Genomic DNA, 18151 nt, shown 5'->3' on the forward strand with positions numbered 1-18151 from the left:
CTTCGACGAAAGTCAACAGCCTCGACCCAACAGCAAGACGCAAGACCGTTGGGGGTCTGACCCTACGGGTCTGACCCCGAATTACCGGTTTTGGGCTAAATTGAAGTCATGCTCCGCCAAGGCTTCGCCGACGCCATCGGCCATACTCCCCTGATCCGCCTCGCCCGTCTCTCGGCCGAGACCGGCTGCGAAATCCTGGCCAAAGCCGAGTTCATGAACCCCGGCGGCTCCGTCAAAGACCGCGCCGCCCTCGCCATCATCCTCGACGCCGAGCGCTCCGGCCGCCTGAAACCCGGCGGCACCGTCGTCGAAGGCACCGCCGGCAACACCGGCATCGGCCTGGCCCACCTGTGCTCCGCACGCGGCTACAAATGCGTGATCGTCATCCCCGAAACCCAGTCCGAGGAAAAATTCGCCATCCTGCGCACCCTTGGCGCCGAAGTGCGCCCCGTCAAAGCCGTCCCCTACGCCGACGACAACAATTACCAGAAAGTCGCCGGCCGCCTCGCACAGGAATTGCCCAACGCCATCTGGGCCCAGCAGTTCGACAATCTCGCCAACCGCCAGGCACACTACGCAACAACCGGCCCAGAAATCTGGCACGACGCGCATGGCCGCATCGACGCTTTCACCTGCGCTACCGGCACTGGCGGCACCCTGGCCGGCGTCGCCCGCTACCTGAAGGAGCAGCAGCCGAACATAAAAATCGTGCTGGCCGATCCCTACGGCAGCGCGCTCTACAACTGGATCAAGCACGGCGAACTGAAGAGCGAGGGCAATTCGATTTCGGAAGGCATCGGCAACAGCCGGGTCACCGCAAACCTGCAAGGCACACCGATCGACGACGCCATCCGCATCGACGACAAGGCGTGCGTGCAGATGGTCTACCGCCTGTTGCGCGAGGAAGGCCTGTACGTCGGCGGCTCGAGCGGCATCAACGTGGCCGCCGCGGTTGAGCTGGCAAAACAGATGGGGCCCGGCCACACGATAGTCACCCTGCTGTGCGACCGCGGCGCCACTTACGCGGCCCGCCTGTTCAACCCGGAATGGCTGGCTGAAAAAAATCTTTTGTAATCGTGTCGATCTGGCGCATCGCCGTTCGTCGTGGGAATATGGAGGCCGCAAACGGTGTCCAGTTCCCAAACAACGAATGGAGATTCACCATGACTGTCAAACCAATTCCAGAAGGCATGCGCACTGTTACCCCGCACCTGGTCTGCGAAGGCGCTGCCGATGCCATTGCTTTCTACAAAAAAGCCTTCAACGCGGTAGAAAATTCCCGCATGCCCGGCCCTGGCGGCAAGATCATGCACGCCCAGATCAGCATCGGCGATTCGAACATCATGCTGGTCGACGATTTCCCTGACGCCGGCTGCTTCGGCCCGAAACACTACAAGGGCACGCCGGTAACCCTGCATATTTATGTGGAAGACGTGGACGCCGCCTACAAGCGTGCAATCGACGCCGGCGCCACTGCCAAGATGCCCCCTGCCGACATGTTCTGGGGCGACCGCTACGGCGTGCTGGTGGACCCATTCGGCCACTCCTGGTCGATCGCCACCCACAAACGCGACCTGACTCCCGCGCAGATGGAAGAAGGGATGAAGGAAATGATGAAGAACTCGCCTGAGTGCAAGGGCTGATTTTTAAATTCAATCGAGAGGACACCATGCGATTCATGCTCATCGTCAAAGCAACCCCTGATTCCGAAGCCGGCAAGATGCCGAAAACCGAACTGCTCGCAGCCATGGGCAAGTTCAACGAGGAACTGGTGAACGCCGGCGTACTGCTGGCCGGCGAAGGCCTGCACCCCAGTTCGCGCGGCGCCCGCGTGCATTTCTCGGGCAGCAAGCGCACGGTCATCGACGGCCCCTTCTCGGAAACCAAGGAGCTGATTGCCGGCTTCTGGCTGATTCAGGTAAAGTCGCTGGCTGAAGCCATCGAATGGGTCAAGCGCTGCCCCAATCCGATGGAGACCGACTCAGATATCGAAATCCGCCAAGTGTTCGAGGCCGAGGATTTCGGCGCCGAATTCACGCCCGAACTGCGTGAGCAGGAGGCGCGCATCGCCAGCAAGATCGCAGCGCCCGTTTAAAGGAGACTTCAATGCAGTACATGGTAATTCGGAAGGCCGACGCCACCTCGGAATCGGACAACTTCCCATCCGCTGAACTGGTGCAGGCCGTACCGGGTGCCAAATGGCTGCGTTCCAGCGCCGACGGCGGCCTGCGCATGCGCCGCCGCGACGGCCAGTGGCTGTACGAAGAAGGCCCGTTCGAAGATGTGAGCGTGGCCGGCTTCACCTTCATCGAGGCCGAAGACCGCCGCGCCGCCAGCGAACTGGCTGCGCGCTGGCCATCGGCGGACGCGGAAGGCAGCGCCGTGGTCGAAGTGCGCGAAGCCGGTTGCCCCGGCGGCTGCGTAGGCTTCGACACCGGCGCGGCGCCCAAGCATACCGCCTGGGCCATCCTGTTGCGTTCCGATGCCGTGGCGGAGCAGGATTTCGAACCGCCGGCGGCAGTGATCGACATCATGAACCGCGCCAACAATGCCGGCATCGCCGCCGGTGTTGCACTGTCTGGCGAAGGCTTGAAGTCCACCGCACGCGGTGCGCGCGTCAAGTTCAGCGGCGGCAAACCCTTCATCACCGACGGCCCGTTTGCCGAGGTGAAGGAACTGATCGCCGGTTATTGGGCGGTGGATGCGGCTTCGCGCGATGATGTCATCGCCTGGGTCAAGTCCTACCCCTACCCTAACCCCGGCGATATGGAAGTGGAACTGCGCAAGGTTGCGATCTAATCCCGAGTGGCGGTGGAGGCGCGCAGCACGAGTTGCGCGTTGACCACCGTCAGCGGCTCGACTTCCTGGCCTTCGATGGAGGCCAGGAGTTTCTCCATAGCCGCCGCGCCCATCTGTTCGCTGTTCAGGTCCACGCTGGTGAGGGCCGGCGAAGCGAAACTCCCGAACTGGATATTGTCGAAGCCGACCACGGAAACGTCTCCCGGGACGCGGAAGCCCAGCGCCTGGGCGGCTTTCATGAAACCCAGCGCCAGCAGGTCGTTGAAGCAGACCAGCGCGTCGGGCGGCTGCCTGCCCAACATGATCGATGAGCTCAGTTTCTCGCCCGCTGACGACGCTGGAGCTTCGGCTTCGAATACGCTCAGATCCAGTCCTTGCGCCGCCAGTGCCTCGCGCACGCCGGCCATGCGCTCGCGGTCGCGGCGCGAATTGGCGTAACCCATGTAAGCTACCCGCTTGTGGCCTTGCGCCAGCAGGTGACGCGTGACCATGAAGGCGCCAAGCTGGTCGTCGCTGGCCACGGAAGGCAGCTTGATATAGTCCGGCCGGCCGAAAAATACCGATGGACGGTCCAGCGCCAGCAGCCAGTCCAGTTCCTCCTCCGGCGTGCGGGAATAGACGATCATGCCGTCCACGCGCCGGCTCAGGGCTTCCAGCAGTTGACGCTCGCGCTCCGGGGTTTCTTCGGTATCGACCAGCAGCACGGTGTAGCCGTGGGACTGGGCCACGCGGTTGGCGCCTTTTACCACGCTGGCGTAGTGAGGGTTCGTAATATCCAGGATCGACAGGCCGATGGTCCTGGTGCGCCCGGTAATCATCGACTGCGCCATCGGATTGGAGCGGTAGCCCAGTTCCTCGATGACGCTGGCCAGCCGGGCTTCGACCGCCGGCGAAAAGCGCTGCGCGCCGTTGACGAACTTGGAAACCGTGGCCGTGGATACCCCCGCGGCGGCTGCCACATCACGGATTGTCGCTACGTTCTTCTTCATCGGCCGGTACATTATTGGAAAAGTTGCCGAGTTTATCACGCCATCACTGCCGTGATGGTAAAGTAGCTGGATGAACGACAACAGCATCCACCGCGCCATCGACGCTGTCTGGCGCATCGAAGAAGCGAAGATCATCGCGGTCCTGACACGCATGCTGCGCGACGTCGCACTGGCGGAAGAAATGGCGCAGGATGCGCTGGTCAGCGCGCTTGAGACCTGGCCGGAAAACGGCACGCCCGACCGGCCAGCCGCCTGGCTGATGCAGGCGGCGAAGAACAGGGCGCTCGACTACCTTCGCCACCAGAAGCTGGTGCACGAGAAAGAGCCCGAGCTGACCTACGAAATCGAAGGCTTGCTGCAGGACGCCGCGCCGGACCTGGAGCGCGAGCTCGATGACAATATCGGGGACGACCTGCTGCGCCTGATCTTCATTTCCTGCCACCCGGTGCTGACCATGGAAGCGCGCGTGGCGCTGACCTTGCGCCTGCTGGGCGGCCTGACGACCGACGAAATTGCACGCGCCTTCCTGGCGTCCGAATCGACGGTGGCGCAGCGCATCGTGCGTGCCAAGCGCACCCTGGGCGATGCCAAGGTGCCGTTCGAAGTGCCGCGTGGCGCAGAGCTGGAAGAACGCCTGGCCGCGGTACTGCAGGTGATCTACCTGGTCTACAACGAGGGTTATTCCGCCAGCGCGGGCGCCGACTGGATGCGCCCCGCCCTGTGCAACGAGGCGCTGCGCCTGGGGCGCATCCTGGCCGAGCTGGTGCCAGGCGAACCGGAGGTGCACGGGCTGGTGGCGCTGATGGAGATCCAGTCTTCGCGGTCGCGCGCGCGCACAGACGCGCAGGGCAAGCCGGTGCTGTTGCTGGAGCAGGACCGCACGCGTTGGGACCAGATGCTGATCCGGCGCGGGCTGGCGGCGCTGCAGCGCGCGCAAGCGTTGAACCGGGTGCCGGGGCCATATGTGCTGCAGGCCGCCATCGCCTCGTGCCACGCCCGCGCGCGCCGGGCCGAAGACACCGACTGGCAGCAGATTGCCGACCTGTACCTGGCGCTGGCGACGCGTGCTCCTTCTCCGGTGGTCGAACTGAACCGCGCGGTCGCGCTGGCCATGGCTTATGGGCCGGAGGTGGGGCTGGAATTGGTGGACCAGTTGGTCGACGAACCGGCGCTCAAGCAGTACCACCTGCTGCCAAGCGTACGGGGCGACTTCCTGTTCAAGCTGAACCGCCTGCCCGAAGCACGTTTCGAATTCGAACGCGCTGCGGCGTTGACGCAGAACGAGCAGGAGCGCCAGCTATTGCTGACACGCGCCGCGGCCTGCAGCTAACAAGGAGGGCAATGGTGCCGGACTATGAACGAATCGGCCGCTTCATCTATTCATTCCATCGCATTTGTGGATCTGTCGAAACATTGACTGAAACTGCGTTGGCCGAAAGTGCGCCGCGAGAACTAAAAGTACGGGCCGCGAGTCTCGCGCAGAACTTCAATCACATCCTGGAAAACGCCGCATCTACAGTCGACAGCGAATTTTCGGCGACGCTTAAGGAAGCATCTGAAATACAAATGGAAATTGAGAAATGGCGATCCGTCTAAGCTATCCCAAGATACTCCTCACACTAAGCATTCTTGCATCCGGCACCCAGGCTTTCGCCGAGTCTCCCCCTACGGAATTCGTCCCGCAGATTCTTGAGCCAACAGGCGGCACGATTACGCGTCCGAAGTCCTGGTTCTTTTCCGAGGGGCATCGTGGTCCGATGTACATGTGGACAATCTCGCGAGAAGACATCGCCGGCAAGCGCCCATACACGACTGGGGTCCGCATCCAGTCCTTTGTTGGCGTCAAAGAGCACTTCGAACTGATCGACATGAAGCGCGTTGAAAAATGAGCGAAAAACAGTCAAATTGGATTGAGTATCTCTATAACAAGGCCGCGCTAGCCGGTTCATTTGGTGCACGATCACCTTCGCTCGACCGCTTGCGCCTGGTACAGATCGTGATTGGTCAAAGCGCTGATTTTCACGTCAGCCTGAACTTCGCTGAGCTACCCGAACAGAGTCCAGCACGATGGGTTGCTAATGGCAACGACAGCATCCAGCTGAGGCTTTCCTTTTATGACCTGGCCAAGTTATCCATATGCGGCGATACGCATGAAGGCAATCTCGATGTGGCGGCGTCATTTGGACCAGCCGGCCAGTTCACGATTTCGGGCAGTCGGTTCAATGTTGAGCTTACGTATACCTATGTGAAGGCAGACCTGTATCCATTCAATTCGGCTGTTTTCGAAGAACCCCTGGACTGGTATCGACGATGAGAATTGCCCAGACTGAATTCAGCCAGAAGCTGAAACATCGCCCTCAAAACCAGTGGAGACATGAATGTTCGTGCCTGACACCTGCTGCACCTTCGTACCGTACTTCGAGATCCAGGACGGGCACCTTGAGGCTTTCAAAGCCCTGGTGCTGAAGCTCGTCGCCAAGACGCGCACGGAGCCAGGCTGCATGCACTACGCCTTCTCGTTCAACGGCAACGTCGCCCACTGTCGCGAAGGTTACGTAGACGCCAACGCTTTGCTCACACATCGTGAGAACGTTGCTGAATTGATTGGCCAGGCGCTGAAGATTGCAAAGATCATCCGGCTCGAAATCCACGCACCAGAAGCGGAAATCGATAAACTTCGTGGCCCGATGGCATCGCGAAATCCTGAGTTCTTCGCGCTCGAAGAAGGCTTTCGTCGCAGCGGCGAGGCCTAGCCCTTGCAACGGGAGGCAATACTAAGAATAGCGGGACACCGCCAGGAAGTTTGAATTGGAGCAATGATGAATGAGAAGAATCTCGCCTGGAGCGAGGAGATTGGCTGCGAGGGTGGTCCGGTACTTGTCGCAAATCTGGATGATTTTGCGCATTGGCGTGGCAGCGAACCGTTTGATGCTTCGATGGCCACTGAATTACATTATTGGTCGCCATTCACTTCAGAATTGCCCGAGCAGTGGCAGCCAAACGGTCCTAACGGCCATCAGTATCTTGCCGCTTCAAATCCGTCCGAGGCGCGGGAACAGTTAATGTCCCTGGTGCTCGATCTTTGGCCAGGAACTGTAATAGAACGGACCGAACCAACGTGGCGTGCAAAGCGCCCGGATGGGAAAGTCTTGAACGTTGCGTTGTCGCCGGACAGCGAGTACGACAACGCTACCAGGAATTTTGATGCCGAACGCGTTCATCACTTTGGTGAGGGCGCCAGCGGGTATTTGTGGAGTGCGGCGCCCGGCATGGTTCGTATGGATCTCGTCGAAACGCGCGATTGCCTGGTTCTATCCCAGGTAGAGTTTGCCGATGACGATCAGGATGCGCAGCGAGCGGTTGATCATGCGCTGAGCGCGGATTGGCGACATATCGCCCCGGCCTTGCAGTACGAAGTAACCGCGGGGCCAGTCGTAGTTGCATGGTCGCCAAACAGTGCGCGCGATTTGTCAAAGCCTGTTAGCCACGGTGACGCGACACCTACCAGCCCGGGACTATTGCTTGATTTGGCTACTGGTGGCAGCGGTGCGCTACTTTGGCTGGCGCCTGGGCTGTATGAGTCAACCTTGCAATACCATGAAGAAGGCAGTTGGGCTATTTCGTGGTGCAGGCTTCAGAGAGTTGATGCGCTTTAGACCAACACCTGAGCGCCGGCCACAACGCGCAAGCTAGGCGCGTTCGAGAGCGCCGTCGCGGCGCGTGCGGCGGTAGCGCGGCAGGTCGTCGCAGATTGGCTCCCAGTGCAGGCGGTTGTCGGCAAAGGTGTGGTCTTGCGGCGGCAGTGCTTCGGGATCGTCCAGGCTGGAAGTGGTGATGTCCAGTTCGCCGGGCGTGCTGTCATCGGCAAAGGTGAGGTGGGTGCCGCAGACGCCGCAGAATTCGCGCGTCACGCCGGGGCTGGAATGGTAGATGGCGGGCTTGCCGCGCACATAGCGAAACTGGGTGCGCGGTACGCTGAACCAGGCCACGCTGGGCGCGCCGGACAGGCGGCGGCACATCGAACAATGGCACCAGGTGCAATTCAACACCGGCGCGTCTGCCTCGTACTGCACTGCGCCGCAAAAACAGCCGCCCGTGTACATAGGGATCTCCCTACTCCAGCAATTTGGTCATGAGCAGTTCCGCCGAGCCGTAGCCAAACAGCGAATCGCTCTCCAACCCCTCCGTGTCGTATGGCACGGACACTTCGCGCTCCGGCTTGGCCGGATCGTCGCCGTAGGTTGCCTGCCAGGCGCGCTTCAAGGCATCGGCGCGGCGGATGAACATCGGCACCGGCCAGTCGATGCGCTGGAAGCCGATGGTATTGCCGATCACCGGCCAGCGCCCGTTGGCCACCGCGATGTCGCCGGTGCGGATCACCTTCAGCGCATCGTTCGCCTTCAACTGCTGCACGTCCGCCAGGGTCGGCAGCGTCCAGTGGGTCGGCCCGAACAGGTAGGCCAGCATGACCTTTCCTTGCGGTGACAGGCGAGCCACCAGTCCGGTGGCATAGCCGCCATTTCTAAGCGGGATGGCAAACCAGCTGCCCTCCCGGTACGGCTGCAACTTCATCGACTTCCTTTCTCGAAGTCGGGGTCAGGTCTGGCAATCGGACACGGGCTCGACCGTAGGCGTCGCCTACGGTCGAGCCCGTGTCCGATTGCCAGACCTGACCCCGACTTTAATCACCATAGTGGTACTGCGCGGCGATCGGTCCCGCCTTGAACAGCGCTTCCTTCATTTCCTTGTCCATTTTCGGGTCGCGCCGGCGCACCCATTCCAGCAGCATGGCGATCTGCTTGCGCGTGGAATCGCGGTGGCTGGCCATGACCAGCTTCAGCTCGGGGTCGGTGCACGTTTCGATGCGCTGGTTTTGCAAGTCCAGCATCTCGATCTTCTCGCTCAACGACGTTAGCGCCCGGTGCATGTCCAGCACCTGGGCATTCAAATAGTCGCGCGGCTCGACCACGTGTTCCTGTGTCATCTCACTCTCCTTAGGCATGCGGGTACACGCATTGTCAGCCTGCGGCGCGGATTTCTCAAGTGTAGCAAGGCGCTTGGCGGGGTGTCGCACGGATGGGCGAGATTTGCGCGATAATGCCGGGCACTATGCAAAACTTCGAATTCCACAATCCAACCCGCGTGATCTTCGGCGTGGGCCAAATTGCCTCCTTGGCAAAACATATTCCCGCCAATGCACGCGTGCTGATGCTCTACGGTGGCGGCAGCATCAAGTCCAACGGCACGTACGACGAAGTGCGGGCTGCGCTGAGCGAGCATACCGTGCTCGAATTCGCAGGCATTGAGCCGAATCCACGCTACGAAACGCTGATGGAGGCGGTCGAGCTGATCCACCGCGAAAACATCGATTTCCTGCTGGCAGTGGGCGGAGGATCTGTTGTCGACGGTACAAAATTTGTTGCCGCAGCGGCGATGTACGACGGCGACGCGTGGGACATCCTGAAGATCGGCGGCAAGGTCATCAAGGCCGCCCTGCCCTTTGGCGCCGTGCTGACGCTGCCGGCCACCGGTTCGGAAATGAACAGCGCCAGCGTCATCAGCCGCGCCGAAACGCAGGAAAAGCGCGCTTTCATGAGCCCGCATGTTTATCCGCGCTTCTCGGTGCTGGACCCGGCCAAGACGCTGACCCTGCCGCTGCGCCAGGTCGGCAACGGCGTGGTCGATGCTTTCGTCCACACCACCGAACAATACCTGACCTATCCGGCCAATGCGCCGGTACAGGACCGCTTTGCCGAAGGCTTGCTGCAAACGCTGCTGGAACTGGGCCCGCAAGTGCTGGCGCGCCCGGACGACGTGGAAGTGCGCGCCAACATCATGTGGACCGCCACCATGGCGCTGAATGGCCTGATCGGCGTCGGCGTGCCGCAGGACTGGGCAACCCACGGCATCGGCCACGAACTGACCGCGCTGTTTGGACTGGACCATGCGCAGACGCTGGCGATTGTCCTGCCGGGCATCCTGCAGATTCGCCGCGAAGCCAAGCGCGGCAAGCTGCTGCAGTATGCCGAACGTGTCTGGGGCCTGCATGCCGGCAAGGGCACCGACGATGAGCGCATCGACGCGGCCATCGGCAACACGCGCGCCTTCTTCGAGCAGATGGGCGTGCCGACCCGATTGTCCGGCTACGGCCTGGGCGCGGAAGCGATCGACGCCACCGTCGCTGCCATGGAAGCTGCCGGCCTGACGGGCCTGGGCGAACGCCGCGATATCACGCCTGCCGACGTGCGCAAGGCGCTGCAACTGAGCCTGTAGTACAATACCGCCTCGCTAGGGGTCCTCGCGCATGTGCGCGGGGTGAGAAATACCCTCCGAACCTGATCTGGATAATGCCAGCGAAGGAAAGCGTAGACGGTTGAAGGCCCGCAGTCTCGGACCCTGCTCTCACCCCTCGTGCTCTCCTGCTGGCGCATAACATACAGCAAGAGCACATCATGAACAGCACCCGCATCAATAGCAAAATCAGCCTGGCCGCACTGGCCATCGCTTCCGCCTTCGCACCTGCCGCCCATGCGCAGGACCAGAAAATGACTGAAGTGGTCATCACCGCCAACCGCGTGGCCGCCGAGCGCGCGTCCGTGGCCGGCTTCAGCGACCAGCCCTTGCTGCAGACGCCTGCTTCCGTCACCGTACTGACTCGCGAACAGATTCAAGACCTGAACATCGGCACTACCACTGACGCCGTCAAGTACGACGCGAGCATCGGTGACGCGTACAACGCCGTTGGCTATGCCGAGCAGTTCTCGATTCGCGGCTTCAAGCTGAATAACGCCAACTCCTACCGCAAGGATGGCCATCCGATTTCCGGCGATACCCAGATCCCGCTGGAGAACAAGGAAAGCATCGAAGTGCTGCGCGGGCTGGCCGGCCTTCAGCAAGGCGTCGCGGCGCCAGGCGGCGTAGTGAACTACGTGACCAAGCGTCCAACCGAGAACAACCTGCGTTCCGTGCAGTTCAAAGTGAGCGAGCGTGGCTCCGTGCTGGGCACGGTGGACCTGGGCGGCCGGTTCGAAGATAGCCGCTTCGGCTACCGTTTCAATGCTGCGGGTGAACGCATGCGCTCCATCATCAAGGGCGCGGACGGCCATCGCAGCTTCGTATCCGGCGCTTTCGATTTCCGCATCAGCCCTCAGGCGTTGCTGCAAATCGATGCCGATTACCAGAAGAAGTCGCAGAAGTCGGCGCCAGGCTTCCAACTGATCGGCGGTACCAATCTGCCGGTGGTCGATGCTGACACGTTCCTGAATGACCAGGCTTGGGCCAAGCCGGTGGAGACTGAATCCAGCAATATCGGCGTCAACTTCCAGTACCAGCTGTCGCCTGAGTGGAAAGCCACCCTGAGCGCCAACCAGCACCGCTTCAAGCGCGACGACTACACGGCCTTCCCATACGGCTGTGAGAACGAGTTGTTGTGGCCAGGCTATTGCACCAATGGCGACTACGATGTTTACGATTACCGCAGCCTTGGTGAAAAGAAGAAGCCGCTGTCTGCCAAGGCGCTGTTGAATGGCCGCTCCGCGACCGGTTCGATTCGCCATGAACTGACTGCCGGCCTGTCCTTCTTCAGCAACCACGAGAGCTGGGGCGATTACGTATACGAGAAAGCAGGCGTCAGCAATATCTATCACCCAGTTGCAGTGCCAATGACCGACAAGCAGGTTGGCCCGGTTTCCGAGCGCCGCAATGATCATGAGCGTTCCGCCTTTGTGCAGGATGTCATCGGCCTGACCGATCAGCTGGCGCTGCATGCCGGCGTGCGTTACGCTTCCCTGCGCCGCAATGAGGTTGACGTGGTCCCGGTTCGCGAGAATTTCTGGCTGCCGAATGTGTCGCTGGTATTCAGCCCGACCGCCAAGCTGTCCTACTATGCGAACTACGCCCAAGGCCTGCAGTACGGTGGCGTAGCCCCACTCGGCACTTCCAACTATCCGCACGCCTTGGCGCCGGGCAAGTCCAAGCAGGTGGAACTGGGCGCGAAGGCTGAAATCAACGGCATCTCCCTGTCGACCGCGCTGTATCAGATCGATCAGGGCCTGGAGTTTACCGACCCGGTTTCCAACGCATTCGTGCGCAGCGGCCAGGAACGTCATCGCGGCCTGGAATTTACTGCGCAAGGCAAGGTGACTCGTGACCTGCTGCTGGGTGCTTCGATGGCGGCCATCCGCGCGAAGCAGGAAGGCACCGGCCTGGCCGAACTCGATGGCAAGCGCGTGACCAACGTGCCGAACTTCAAGTCCACTGTGTGGGCTGATTACGCTGTGGCCGAAGTGCCTGGCCTGAAGCTGAATGCAAACTGGAGGTTCTCTGGCCGTAAGGCATTCGACCAGGAGAACAAGACCATGGTGCCTTCCTACCACGTGGTCGACCTGGGCGGCTCTTACGCTACCCGCGTGAGCGGTTCGACGGTGATCCTGCGCGCGCAGGTGAAGAACGCGTTCGACAAGTTCTACTGGCGTGATGTGACGCCGGAACTGGGCGGCTATCTGTTCCCAGGTTCGCCGCGCACCTTCCAGCTGTCGGCGCAGGTGGACTTCTAAATTTGCAATGCGGAGCCGGGCCCAAGGCGGCTCGCGCTCCGCTTAACCTAACGGAAGAACTGCGGAGTCGGACAGATATGCATCGATTTCTTCTTGCGAAGTGTCGACATTGCTGATCATCTCAAGGAGGTGCGCGAGGTTCGGGAACTCAAGGCGCGCAGCGAAGTGTTTGGCCTCGAGAACTTCAGTTTCCTCCCCACCGTACTCCCAGACGTGAAGATTTATCATTTCGAAGAGTGCACGATAAATGGACGAACCGTACGAGGTGACTTCGCTTGGACGCTCCAAATAAAACGAGATGTACTCAGGTTCATTCAGTGCAATATCAACTGCGAAAACCAGCTCCCCGTGCTCCCATAACGGCAAAAGCGTTCTGTGTGCCAAGTCCTCCCAATTTCCTGGGTAATCTGGGGCTCCTTGCGAATAGAAGTAGTAGGGGCAATTAAACAGGTCTCGCATGCCCGCAGGGGCGTCGAGCGCGCCAAGGAAATCCTTTACGGTAAGTGGGAGATTCAAGTGATGAATTGCCTCAATACGGCGGCTTTCTGATACGCTCATGCTAGGGTCCAATTTGTTTTGAAAGGCCGACTACTGCCAACCATTCGGGAAGCGCGAAATGTGGCGGAGACAAAGCCTGGAAGTCCTAAGATTGAATTGCGTGGCCCCATCGGTCTGCCCTTACCTCTTCATTCAAACAGCTTCAGGCCTCGATCAAGACCATCGCATCGATCGCCCTTACCTAATGCAACAAGCCTAACGCCCTGCACCTCAAAGGTCTCGATCATTCTCCGAAGCTCATTGGCGTTCGATGGCTGCTTGCTCACATAACAATGCCCATCGGACGCGTACGAGAATATATCAGGGTCCACGGTAAAAGGCTTTCCACACGCAGTGCAGCAACCCGCCTCCACATAAAAGTCGCCGCTCACGTTGTCGGCGAACGGGGCGCGCCCGCCCCCTTCACTTTCGGCGCAGGAACTCCATAGCGCGTTCCGAAAAGGATGAGTGCCCCCTGGCGGCAATCTGCGATGGGCGCAGTTCAGAACAGGTACTGCGCACGCATCGAGAAGGAATTGGCTGCGCGTCCTGAGTTTTTGCCAAACAGGTAGGCCGCTTCGTATTTGAGGCGGCCCGCTTCGCCGAAGAATGCCGGGCCGGCGCGGTGCGATTGTTTTTTCGACGGCAGCCAGTTGTTCCACTTTCCTACTTCGCCAAAACCTTGCAGGCCGGGAGAGAACCAGCGCTTCCAGCGTTGTTTCACCTGCCACTGGTAGGCCAGTTCGGTTTCGTTCTGCTTCCCGTTGTCCATCTCACGCTGGAAGAACACGTTGAAGTTCAACTGGGTGCGCCAGATCTGCGTTTGCAGGACTGGTCCGAATTCCACGTAGTAGCCGTTATCGCTCCGCCGGGCACGCTCCACCAGCGTGTGCAACGCGACATCGACGTCGTACTGGCCCTGGGTCAGCAGGAAGTCGTTTTGCCATTCGACGCCGGTGTTGCGGGTTTGCCGCCCGTTGCGTTGAAACCATTGCGTGGTGAGTTCGGTGTACCAGCGCGACGTTACGCCATAGCCGATACCGATCTCCGGGCTGGCTGTGTTGCGCGAATTCTTGTAGTGGGCGTTCCAGTATTTGTAGTCGATTGAAGCCTGGCCTTCTACGTCGTAAACGGTGACCATGTAATAACCGGTCTCGCCAAACGCCGCCAAGGGGAACATGGCGGCCAACGCGAGCAGTTTTTTCATGCTTCAATCCCCCAGGAGTTGAGCTACTTGCTTCAGGCGTTCATCGAGGTTGCCCGAGATGCGCGTGTACGGTACACCGCGCCGGGCCAATTCATCGAGCAGGATCGCATCAATAATACCGCTGACATCCTGCTCCTCATGATGAAGTCCGTCAGGTATCCAGGCAAATTCGGGTTTGCAGACAAGGGTTATGTCGTATTGGCGCGACGATGCGAGACTTGCGAGCTGCTCGTCGATGCCGCCGAAGTAATGGATGCTGTAGACCGCCGTCATCAGCGGCGTGGTGTCGCAAAAGAGGAAGCGGCCGCTCTGTGCAGCCAAGGCATCTTCCCGCGCCACCTGGGTGGTGGCAATGTGGAACTGGTCGGTCGATACGGGAACGCATTGGCGCGCGTCGCAGAATTCGCGCAGGTATTCGGGCACCCAGACCGCGCCGTAGCGCTCTGCCAGCGCTTGCGCCAGGGTGGTCTTGCCGGAGGATGCAGCGCCGATGATGGCGACGCGGTATGGCTGCTTCATTTCCAGACGACTGCTTCTTCCGGTTCGTCCCTGCTGCTGTCCTGCCAGGCCAGCAGGCCGGCAATCGCCATCGCCACGAACATGCCGTACAGGACGGCCGTCAACATCAGGCCTTTGTGGATGTACAGCGCGACGTACAGCACGTCGACGATGATCCAGACGTGCCAGTTTTCGATCTTCTTGCGCGACAGGAGGGCTTGGCCGACCAGGCTGCCGGCGGTCAGGAATGCGTCGGCGTTAGGGACGTCGGTATCTGTATAGCGGCGCAGGAACCAGGCCAGTATGCCAAAGCCCACCAGCCAGGCCACGCCGCACACTACTCGGCCGCGCGCGTTCAGTGTCGACACGCCCAGCTGGTTTCCATGGTTCCCGTGCAGCCATTGGTACCAACCCCAGATCGAAACCGTGATGAACACGCCCTGCAGCGCCATGTCGCCATACAGCTTGGCGCCGAAAAACACCGCGCCGTACAGGGCCGATGACAGGATGGCAAACAACCAGGCCCAGTGGTTCTGGCGGATATTCAGCCACACGGTCAGCACGGACAGCACGAACGACACCAGCTCCAATGGCGTGGTGGTGGCGAGGCCGAACAGGGAAATGGTTTCGTTCATGGGTCTGCGTTTGGGTGACCCGGGATTATGCCATGAGCAGGAGCCCTAGCCAAACCAAGAAGTTGCAATTTCAGAATCACCTTCAGGCAGCAGTAGTAAGGCGGTCGCGATTTAGAGGGAAACTCTTATTCACTCTTATCCACACTTAGAACCTCTTATTTGAACTTTTTTTCTCTTAAATTGGTCAAAGTCTGCATGCTTTTTTGAAAGAAGGAGGATGCCATGACCAAAGTGCTCTTCAGCTTGCCGGCCTCACTAGAGACATACCAAGGCCTCGGAAATTTTATGTACACGCACGGCCTGAAACAGGAAATGTTCGAGATCGTCGACGAGGCGATCAACGCCTGGATGGAAGGATTCGTGACGGCGCAGTCTAGGCGCTCCGCATCGACACTCGATGGTTATCAATGGAAGAACGTATTCCTTCCCGACGGGACAACATTACGAAACGTCTACAAGCGCACAAGCGATCTCGCACATGTCGAAGGACGTGAATTGCTCTTTGAGGGCAAATGCGTTTCGCCGGCTCAGTTTGTCAATCGAGTCGGCGGCGCATTTCGCAACGCGTGGGCAACGATATGGATTCGTTTTCCGAATGAAGGGGAATGGAAACAGGCAATGAGCCTGCGCAAGAAAACTCCTCGATTTAAGAGAAAACAAGGTCGAACAAGAGGAAATAAGAGCGCCTAAGAGCGTTTAAGAGTTTTACCCTAAATCGAAAAGGGGCTCATTGCGAGCCCCTTTCTTGGTTACTTCTGCGGATACTTGATCGTCATTTCCTTCAGCAGGTTGTCCGCATGGTCAACCTCCTTCATGACCCACAGCATGTAGCGCACGTCCAGGTGGATGGCGCGCGTGATGTCGCGGTCGAAGTACCAGTCCTTGGTGATGGACTCGTAAGTGGAGTCGAAGTTCAGGCCAATCAGTTCGCCGCGCTTGTTCATGACGGCAGAACCGGAGTTGCCGCCGGTCGTGTCAGCCGAGGACAGGAAGTCGACCGGTACGGTACCCAGTACCGGGTCCTTGAACTGGCCATAGCGCTTGGCCTTGACCGCATCGATCAGCGCCTGCGGCGCGTCGAACGGCTCCTTGCCGGTGTGCTTCTCAAGGATGCCTTCCACCGTAGTGAACGGCCCCTTGGTAATGCCGTCGCGCCCTGGGTAGGCCGACACGGTGCCATAGGTCACGCGCAAGGTGGAGTTGGCGTCAGGGTAGACTGGCTTGCCCTGCGATTTCTTCCACGCGATCACCGCGCCCATGTACTGCGGGATGATCTTCTCCAGGTTGCCGTCGACTTCCTTGCGGCGCTCTTCCAGCACCATGGCCGCGCCGTGCATGCGCACGGCCAGCTTGATGAAGGGGTCGGCGGACTGCTCGAATTCGGCCGGCGCCTTGTCCATCCAGGCCAGGCGGGTTGCGGTATCGGCCAGGCCTGACTTCTGGTACATGGCAGGCACGTCGGCGATGGCCGGGGTCAGGTTATCTAGCCACTGCGGATGCGCCTTGGGCGGCAGCTTGGCGTAGCGCTGCAGGCCGGCCACGTAGCGGGCCTGGTCGACCGATGCCACCAGCGACTGCTCCAGGCGGCTCAGGCGCGCCTTGATGTTGGCCAGGTCGCGTTCCTGGAAGCCCGATTCGCGGTCGGCGTCCGGCTTCTGCTTTTCCAGCGCCAGGCGATACAGGGTGCGCGCGGATTTCAGCAGGTCGCTGTAGGTCGCCACGCCGTAGGCGAATTCGTCGTCGCTCAGTTCCATGTCTGCGGCGATGGCGGCATCCAGTTCGGCCAGCATGGCCTGCGAAGATTTCGGCTGCTTGCCGTACCAGGCGCGGAATTCGGCGTCCTGCATGTCCTTGATGGCAGCGATGTCCTTGCGGGCGAAGCCGTCCAGCAGGCCCTGGGTCTTCTTCATGCGATTGTTGATCGACTTGACCACGCTGGCATAGCGCACCACGTCGTTTTCCTTGCCCTTGGTGGCGGCTGCGATGGCGTCCAGGTCGGCCTGGTAGTCGGCCACCATGGCCGGGTAGCTCAGGTCGCGCGCATAGCGGATCTCGACCGGCAGCTTGTAGCGGCTGGTGCGGCCTGGATAGCCGGCCAGCAGGATAGGATCGCCGTTCTTCAGGCCTTCGGCGGACACCACCAGGAAGTCCTTCGATTTGTAAGGCACGTTGTCCGGCGACGGGTCGGCCGGCTTGCCGTCCTTGCCCACGTAAGCGCGCAGGAAGGAGTAATCGCCGGTGTGGCGCGGCCATTCGTAATTGTCGATGTCGCCGCCGTAATTGCCGATGGATTCAGGCGGCGCGTAGACCAGGCGCACGTCCTTGATCATCATCTGGCGGATGCGGTAGTACTCGGCGCCGCGGTGGAAGGCCGGCACGGAGCAGCGGTAGTTCTTGTCGGTCTCGCACTCGGCGATCAGCGCCTTGATGCGCTTTTTTACTTCGGCGTTGCGATCCTTGCCGGCCAGCTTGTCCAGGCCATCGTTGACGCGCGCGGTCACGTTGTCCACCTTGTCGGTCACGTAGACGCGCGTGGTCGGGCCGCCCGGCAGCTCTTCGGCGCGGGTCTTGGCCAGGAAGCCATTGGCGATATAGTTCTTTTCAGCGGTTGAATTGCGCTGGATGGCGCCGTAAGCGCAGTGGTGGTTGGTGACCACCAGGCCGTCAGGGGATACGAACGACGCGGAGCAGCCGTCCAGCGACACGATGGCGCTCATCGGATGCCTGGACAGGTCGGCCAGGCGTTCGGCCGGGATGGTGATGCCGATGCGTTTCAGTTCCGCCTTCAGTTGTGGCAGTTGGTGCGGCTGCCATTGGCCTTCGTCGGCCATGGCGGGAGCGAATGCTGCTAGCAATGCTGCCGAAAGTGCGAGTTTTTTAGTCAAGTCAGTCCCCTGAACGTATAAAAGCACCGGCAGTATATGCGTTCCC

At 60.3% G+C, this 18151-nt stretch carries 22 protein-coding genes and 1 riboswitch; of the genes, 13 read left to right on the top strand and 9 right to left on the bottom strand.

Going from position 1 to position 18151, the window contains the following annotated elements; all coding sequences use genetic code 11:
• Positions 1-108: 108 nt before the first annotated feature.
• From ACN9M3_RS21925 to ACN9M3_RS21940, 4 genes are all read left to right on the top strand, one after another.
• The gene (locus ACN9M3_RS21925) at positions 109-1074 is read left to right on the top strand and encodes a cysteine synthase A (RefSeq protein WP_426318609.1); all 966 of its coding nucleotides are present in this window, start codon (positions 109-111) and stop codon (positions 1072-1074) included.
• A gap of 89 nt (positions 1075-1163) precedes the next feature.
• A complete protein-coding gene (locus ACN9M3_RS21930) occupies positions 1164-1643 on the top strand; it encodes a VOC family protein (protein WP_426318610.1) in 480 nt (159 codons plus the stop codon).
• Between the two features lie 26 nt (positions 1644-1669).
• The gene (locus tag ACN9M3_RS21935; protein WP_130311298.1) at positions 1670-2095 is read left to right on the top strand and encodes a YciI family protein; all 426 of its coding nucleotides are present in this window, start codon (positions 1670-1672) and stop codon (positions 2093-2095) included.
• A gap of 11 nt (positions 2096-2106) precedes the next feature.
• A complete protein-coding gene (locus ACN9M3_RS21940; protein WP_426162664.1) occupies positions 2107-2799 on the top strand; it encodes a YciI family protein in 693 nt (230 codons plus the stop codon).
• Here the strand turns inward: ACN9M3_RS21940 and ACN9M3_RS21945 are convergent.
• Positions 2796-3788: a LacI family DNA-binding transcriptional regulator gene (locus tag ACN9M3_RS21945; RefSeq protein WP_426318611.1), complete on the bottom strand. Its 993-nt coding sequence runs from the start codon at positions 3786-3788 to the stop codon at positions 2796-2798. The two genes, ACN9M3_RS21940 and ACN9M3_RS21945, sit on opposite strands and share 4 nt — an antisense overlap.
• Positions 3789-3858: 70 nt before the next feature.
• Here ACN9M3_RS21945 and ACN9M3_RS21950 point away from each other — a divergent pair, with 70 nt between their 5' ends.
• The 6 genes from ACN9M3_RS21950 to ACN9M3_RS21975 all read left to right on the top strand — a co-directional run bounded on the left by ACN9M3_RS21950 (position 3859) and on the right by ACN9M3_RS21975 (position 7444).
• Positions 3859-5118, top strand: coding sequence for an RNA polymerase sigma factor (locus ACN9M3_RS21950; protein WP_426318612.1), 1260 nt, complete (start codon positions 3859-3861; stop codon positions 5116-5118).
• An 11-nt stretch (positions 5119-5129) separates the two neighbouring features.
• The gene (locus ACN9M3_RS21955; RefSeq protein ID WP_426318613.1) at positions 5130-5384 is read left to right on the top strand and encodes a hypothetical protein; all 255 of its coding nucleotides are present in this window, start codon (positions 5130-5132) and stop codon (positions 5382-5384) included.
• Positions 5369-5677, top strand: a complete 309-nt coding sequence (locus ACN9M3_RS21960; RefSeq protein WP_426318614.1) for a hypothetical protein — start codon at positions 5369-5371, stop codon at positions 5675-5677. The genes ACN9M3_RS21955 and ACN9M3_RS21960 overlap by 16 nt, the downstream gene beginning before the upstream one ends.
• Positions 5674-6102, top strand: a complete 429-nt coding sequence (locus ACN9M3_RS21965; protein ID WP_426318615.1) for an Imm50 family immunity protein — start codon at positions 5674-5676, stop codon at positions 6100-6102. Before ACN9M3_RS21960 ends, ACN9M3_RS21965 begins: the two co-directional genes overlap by 4 nt.
• A 64-nt stretch (positions 6103-6166) precedes the next feature.
• Positions 6167-6541: a putative quinol monooxygenase gene (locus tag ACN9M3_RS21970; protein ID WP_426318616.1), complete on the top strand. Its 375-nt coding sequence runs from the start codon at positions 6167-6169 to the stop codon at positions 6539-6541.
• Positions 6542-6604: 63 nt separating this feature from the next.
• The gene (locus ACN9M3_RS21975; RefSeq protein ID WP_426318617.1) at positions 6605-7444 is read left to right on the top strand and encodes a hypothetical protein; all 840 of its coding nucleotides are present in this window, start codon (positions 6605-6607) and stop codon (positions 7442-7444) included.
• A gap of 33 nt (positions 7445-7477) precedes the next feature.
• On the opposite strand, the gene ACN9M3_RS21980 is transcribed toward ACN9M3_RS21975, so the two are convergent.
• From ACN9M3_RS21980 to ACN9M3_RS21990, 3 genes are all read right to left on the bottom strand, one after another.
• On the bottom strand, positions 7478-7891 hold the full coding sequence (locus tag ACN9M3_RS21980; protein ID WP_426318618.1) for a GFA family protein: 414 nt from the start codon (positions 7889-7891) through the stop codon (positions 7478-7480).
• A 10-nt stretch (positions 7892-7901) separates the two neighbouring features.
• Positions 7902-8360, bottom strand: coding sequence for an immunity 26/phosphotriesterase HocA family protein (locus ACN9M3_RS21985; RefSeq protein ID WP_426318619.1), 459 nt, complete (start codon positions 8358-8360; stop codon positions 7902-7904).
• A 109-nt stretch (positions 8361-8469) separates the two neighbouring features.
• Positions 8470-8772, bottom strand: a complete 303-nt coding sequence (locus ACN9M3_RS21990; protein WP_426162672.1) for a ferritin — start codon at positions 8770-8772, stop codon at positions 8470-8472.
• 125 nt (positions 8773-8897) lie between these two features.
• On the opposite strand from ACN9M3_RS21990, the gene ACN9M3_RS21995 reads away from it, so the two are divergent.
• Positions 8898-10061 (top strand): iron-containing alcohol dehydrogenase, encoded by a 1164-nt coding sequence (locus tag ACN9M3_RS21995; protein ID WP_426318620.1) that lies wholly within the window; start codon positions 8898-8900, stop codon positions 10059-10061.
• A gap of 7 nt (positions 10062-10068) precedes the next feature.
• Positions 10069-10167, top strand: a riboswitch (TPP riboswitch).
• 73 nt (positions 10168-10240) lie between these two features.
• Positions 10241-12343, top strand: coding sequence for a TonB-dependent siderophore receptor (locus tag ACN9M3_RS22000; protein ID WP_426318621.1), 2103 nt, complete (start codon positions 10241-10243; stop codon positions 12341-12343).
• A 42-nt stretch (positions 12344-12385) separates the two neighbouring features.
• Here ACN9M3_RS22000 and ACN9M3_RS22005 read toward each other — a convergent pair whose 3' ends face one another.
• The 4 genes from ACN9M3_RS22005 to pnuC form a co-directional block, all read right to left on the bottom strand.
• A complete protein-coding gene (locus ACN9M3_RS22005; RefSeq protein ID WP_426318622.1) occupies positions 12386-12901 on the bottom strand; it encodes a hypothetical protein in 516 nt (171 codons plus the stop codon).
• A gap of 481 nt (positions 12902-13382) precedes the next feature.
• Entirely contained in the window at positions 13383-14087 is a 705-nt protein-coding gene (locus ACN9M3_RS22010) for a hypothetical protein (protein ID WP_426318623.1), read from the bottom strand.
• Between the two features lie 3 nt (positions 14088-14090).
• Positions 14091-14606: an AAA family ATPase gene (locus ACN9M3_RS22015; protein ID WP_426318624.1), complete on the bottom strand. Its 516-nt coding sequence runs from the start codon at positions 14604-14606 to the stop codon at positions 14091-14093.
• Complete coding sequence (gene pnuC / locus ACN9M3_RS22020; RefSeq protein ID WP_426318625.1) at positions 14603-15220, bottom strand: nicotinamide riboside transporter PnuC; 618 nt, start codon at positions 15218-15220, stop codon at positions 14603-14605. The genes ACN9M3_RS22015 and pnuC overlap by 4 nt, the downstream gene beginning before the upstream one ends.
• A 222-nt stretch (positions 15221-15442) precedes the next feature.
• Here pnuC and ACN9M3_RS22025 point away from each other — a divergent pair, with 222 nt between their 5' ends.
• On the top strand, positions 15443-15910 hold the full coding sequence (locus ACN9M3_RS22025) for a hypothetical protein (protein WP_426318626.1): 468 nt from the start codon (positions 15443-15445) through the stop codon (positions 15908-15910).
• Positions 15911-15969: 59 nt separating this feature from the next.
• Here the strand turns inward: ACN9M3_RS22025 and ACN9M3_RS22030 are convergent, their stop codons facing one another.
• Positions 15970-18051, bottom strand: coding sequence for a S46 family peptidase (locus ACN9M3_RS22030; RefSeq protein WP_426323823.1), 2082 nt, complete (start codon positions 18049-18051; stop codon positions 15970-15972).
• Positions 18052-18151 lie beyond the last annotated feature (100 nt).

The sequence above is a fragment of the Pseudoduganella sp. R-43 genome, from assembly GCF_049913255.1.
In the GTDB taxonomy this organism is placed as follows: Bacteria; Pseudomonadota; Gammaproteobacteria; order Burkholderiales; family Burkholderiaceae_D; genus Rugamonas.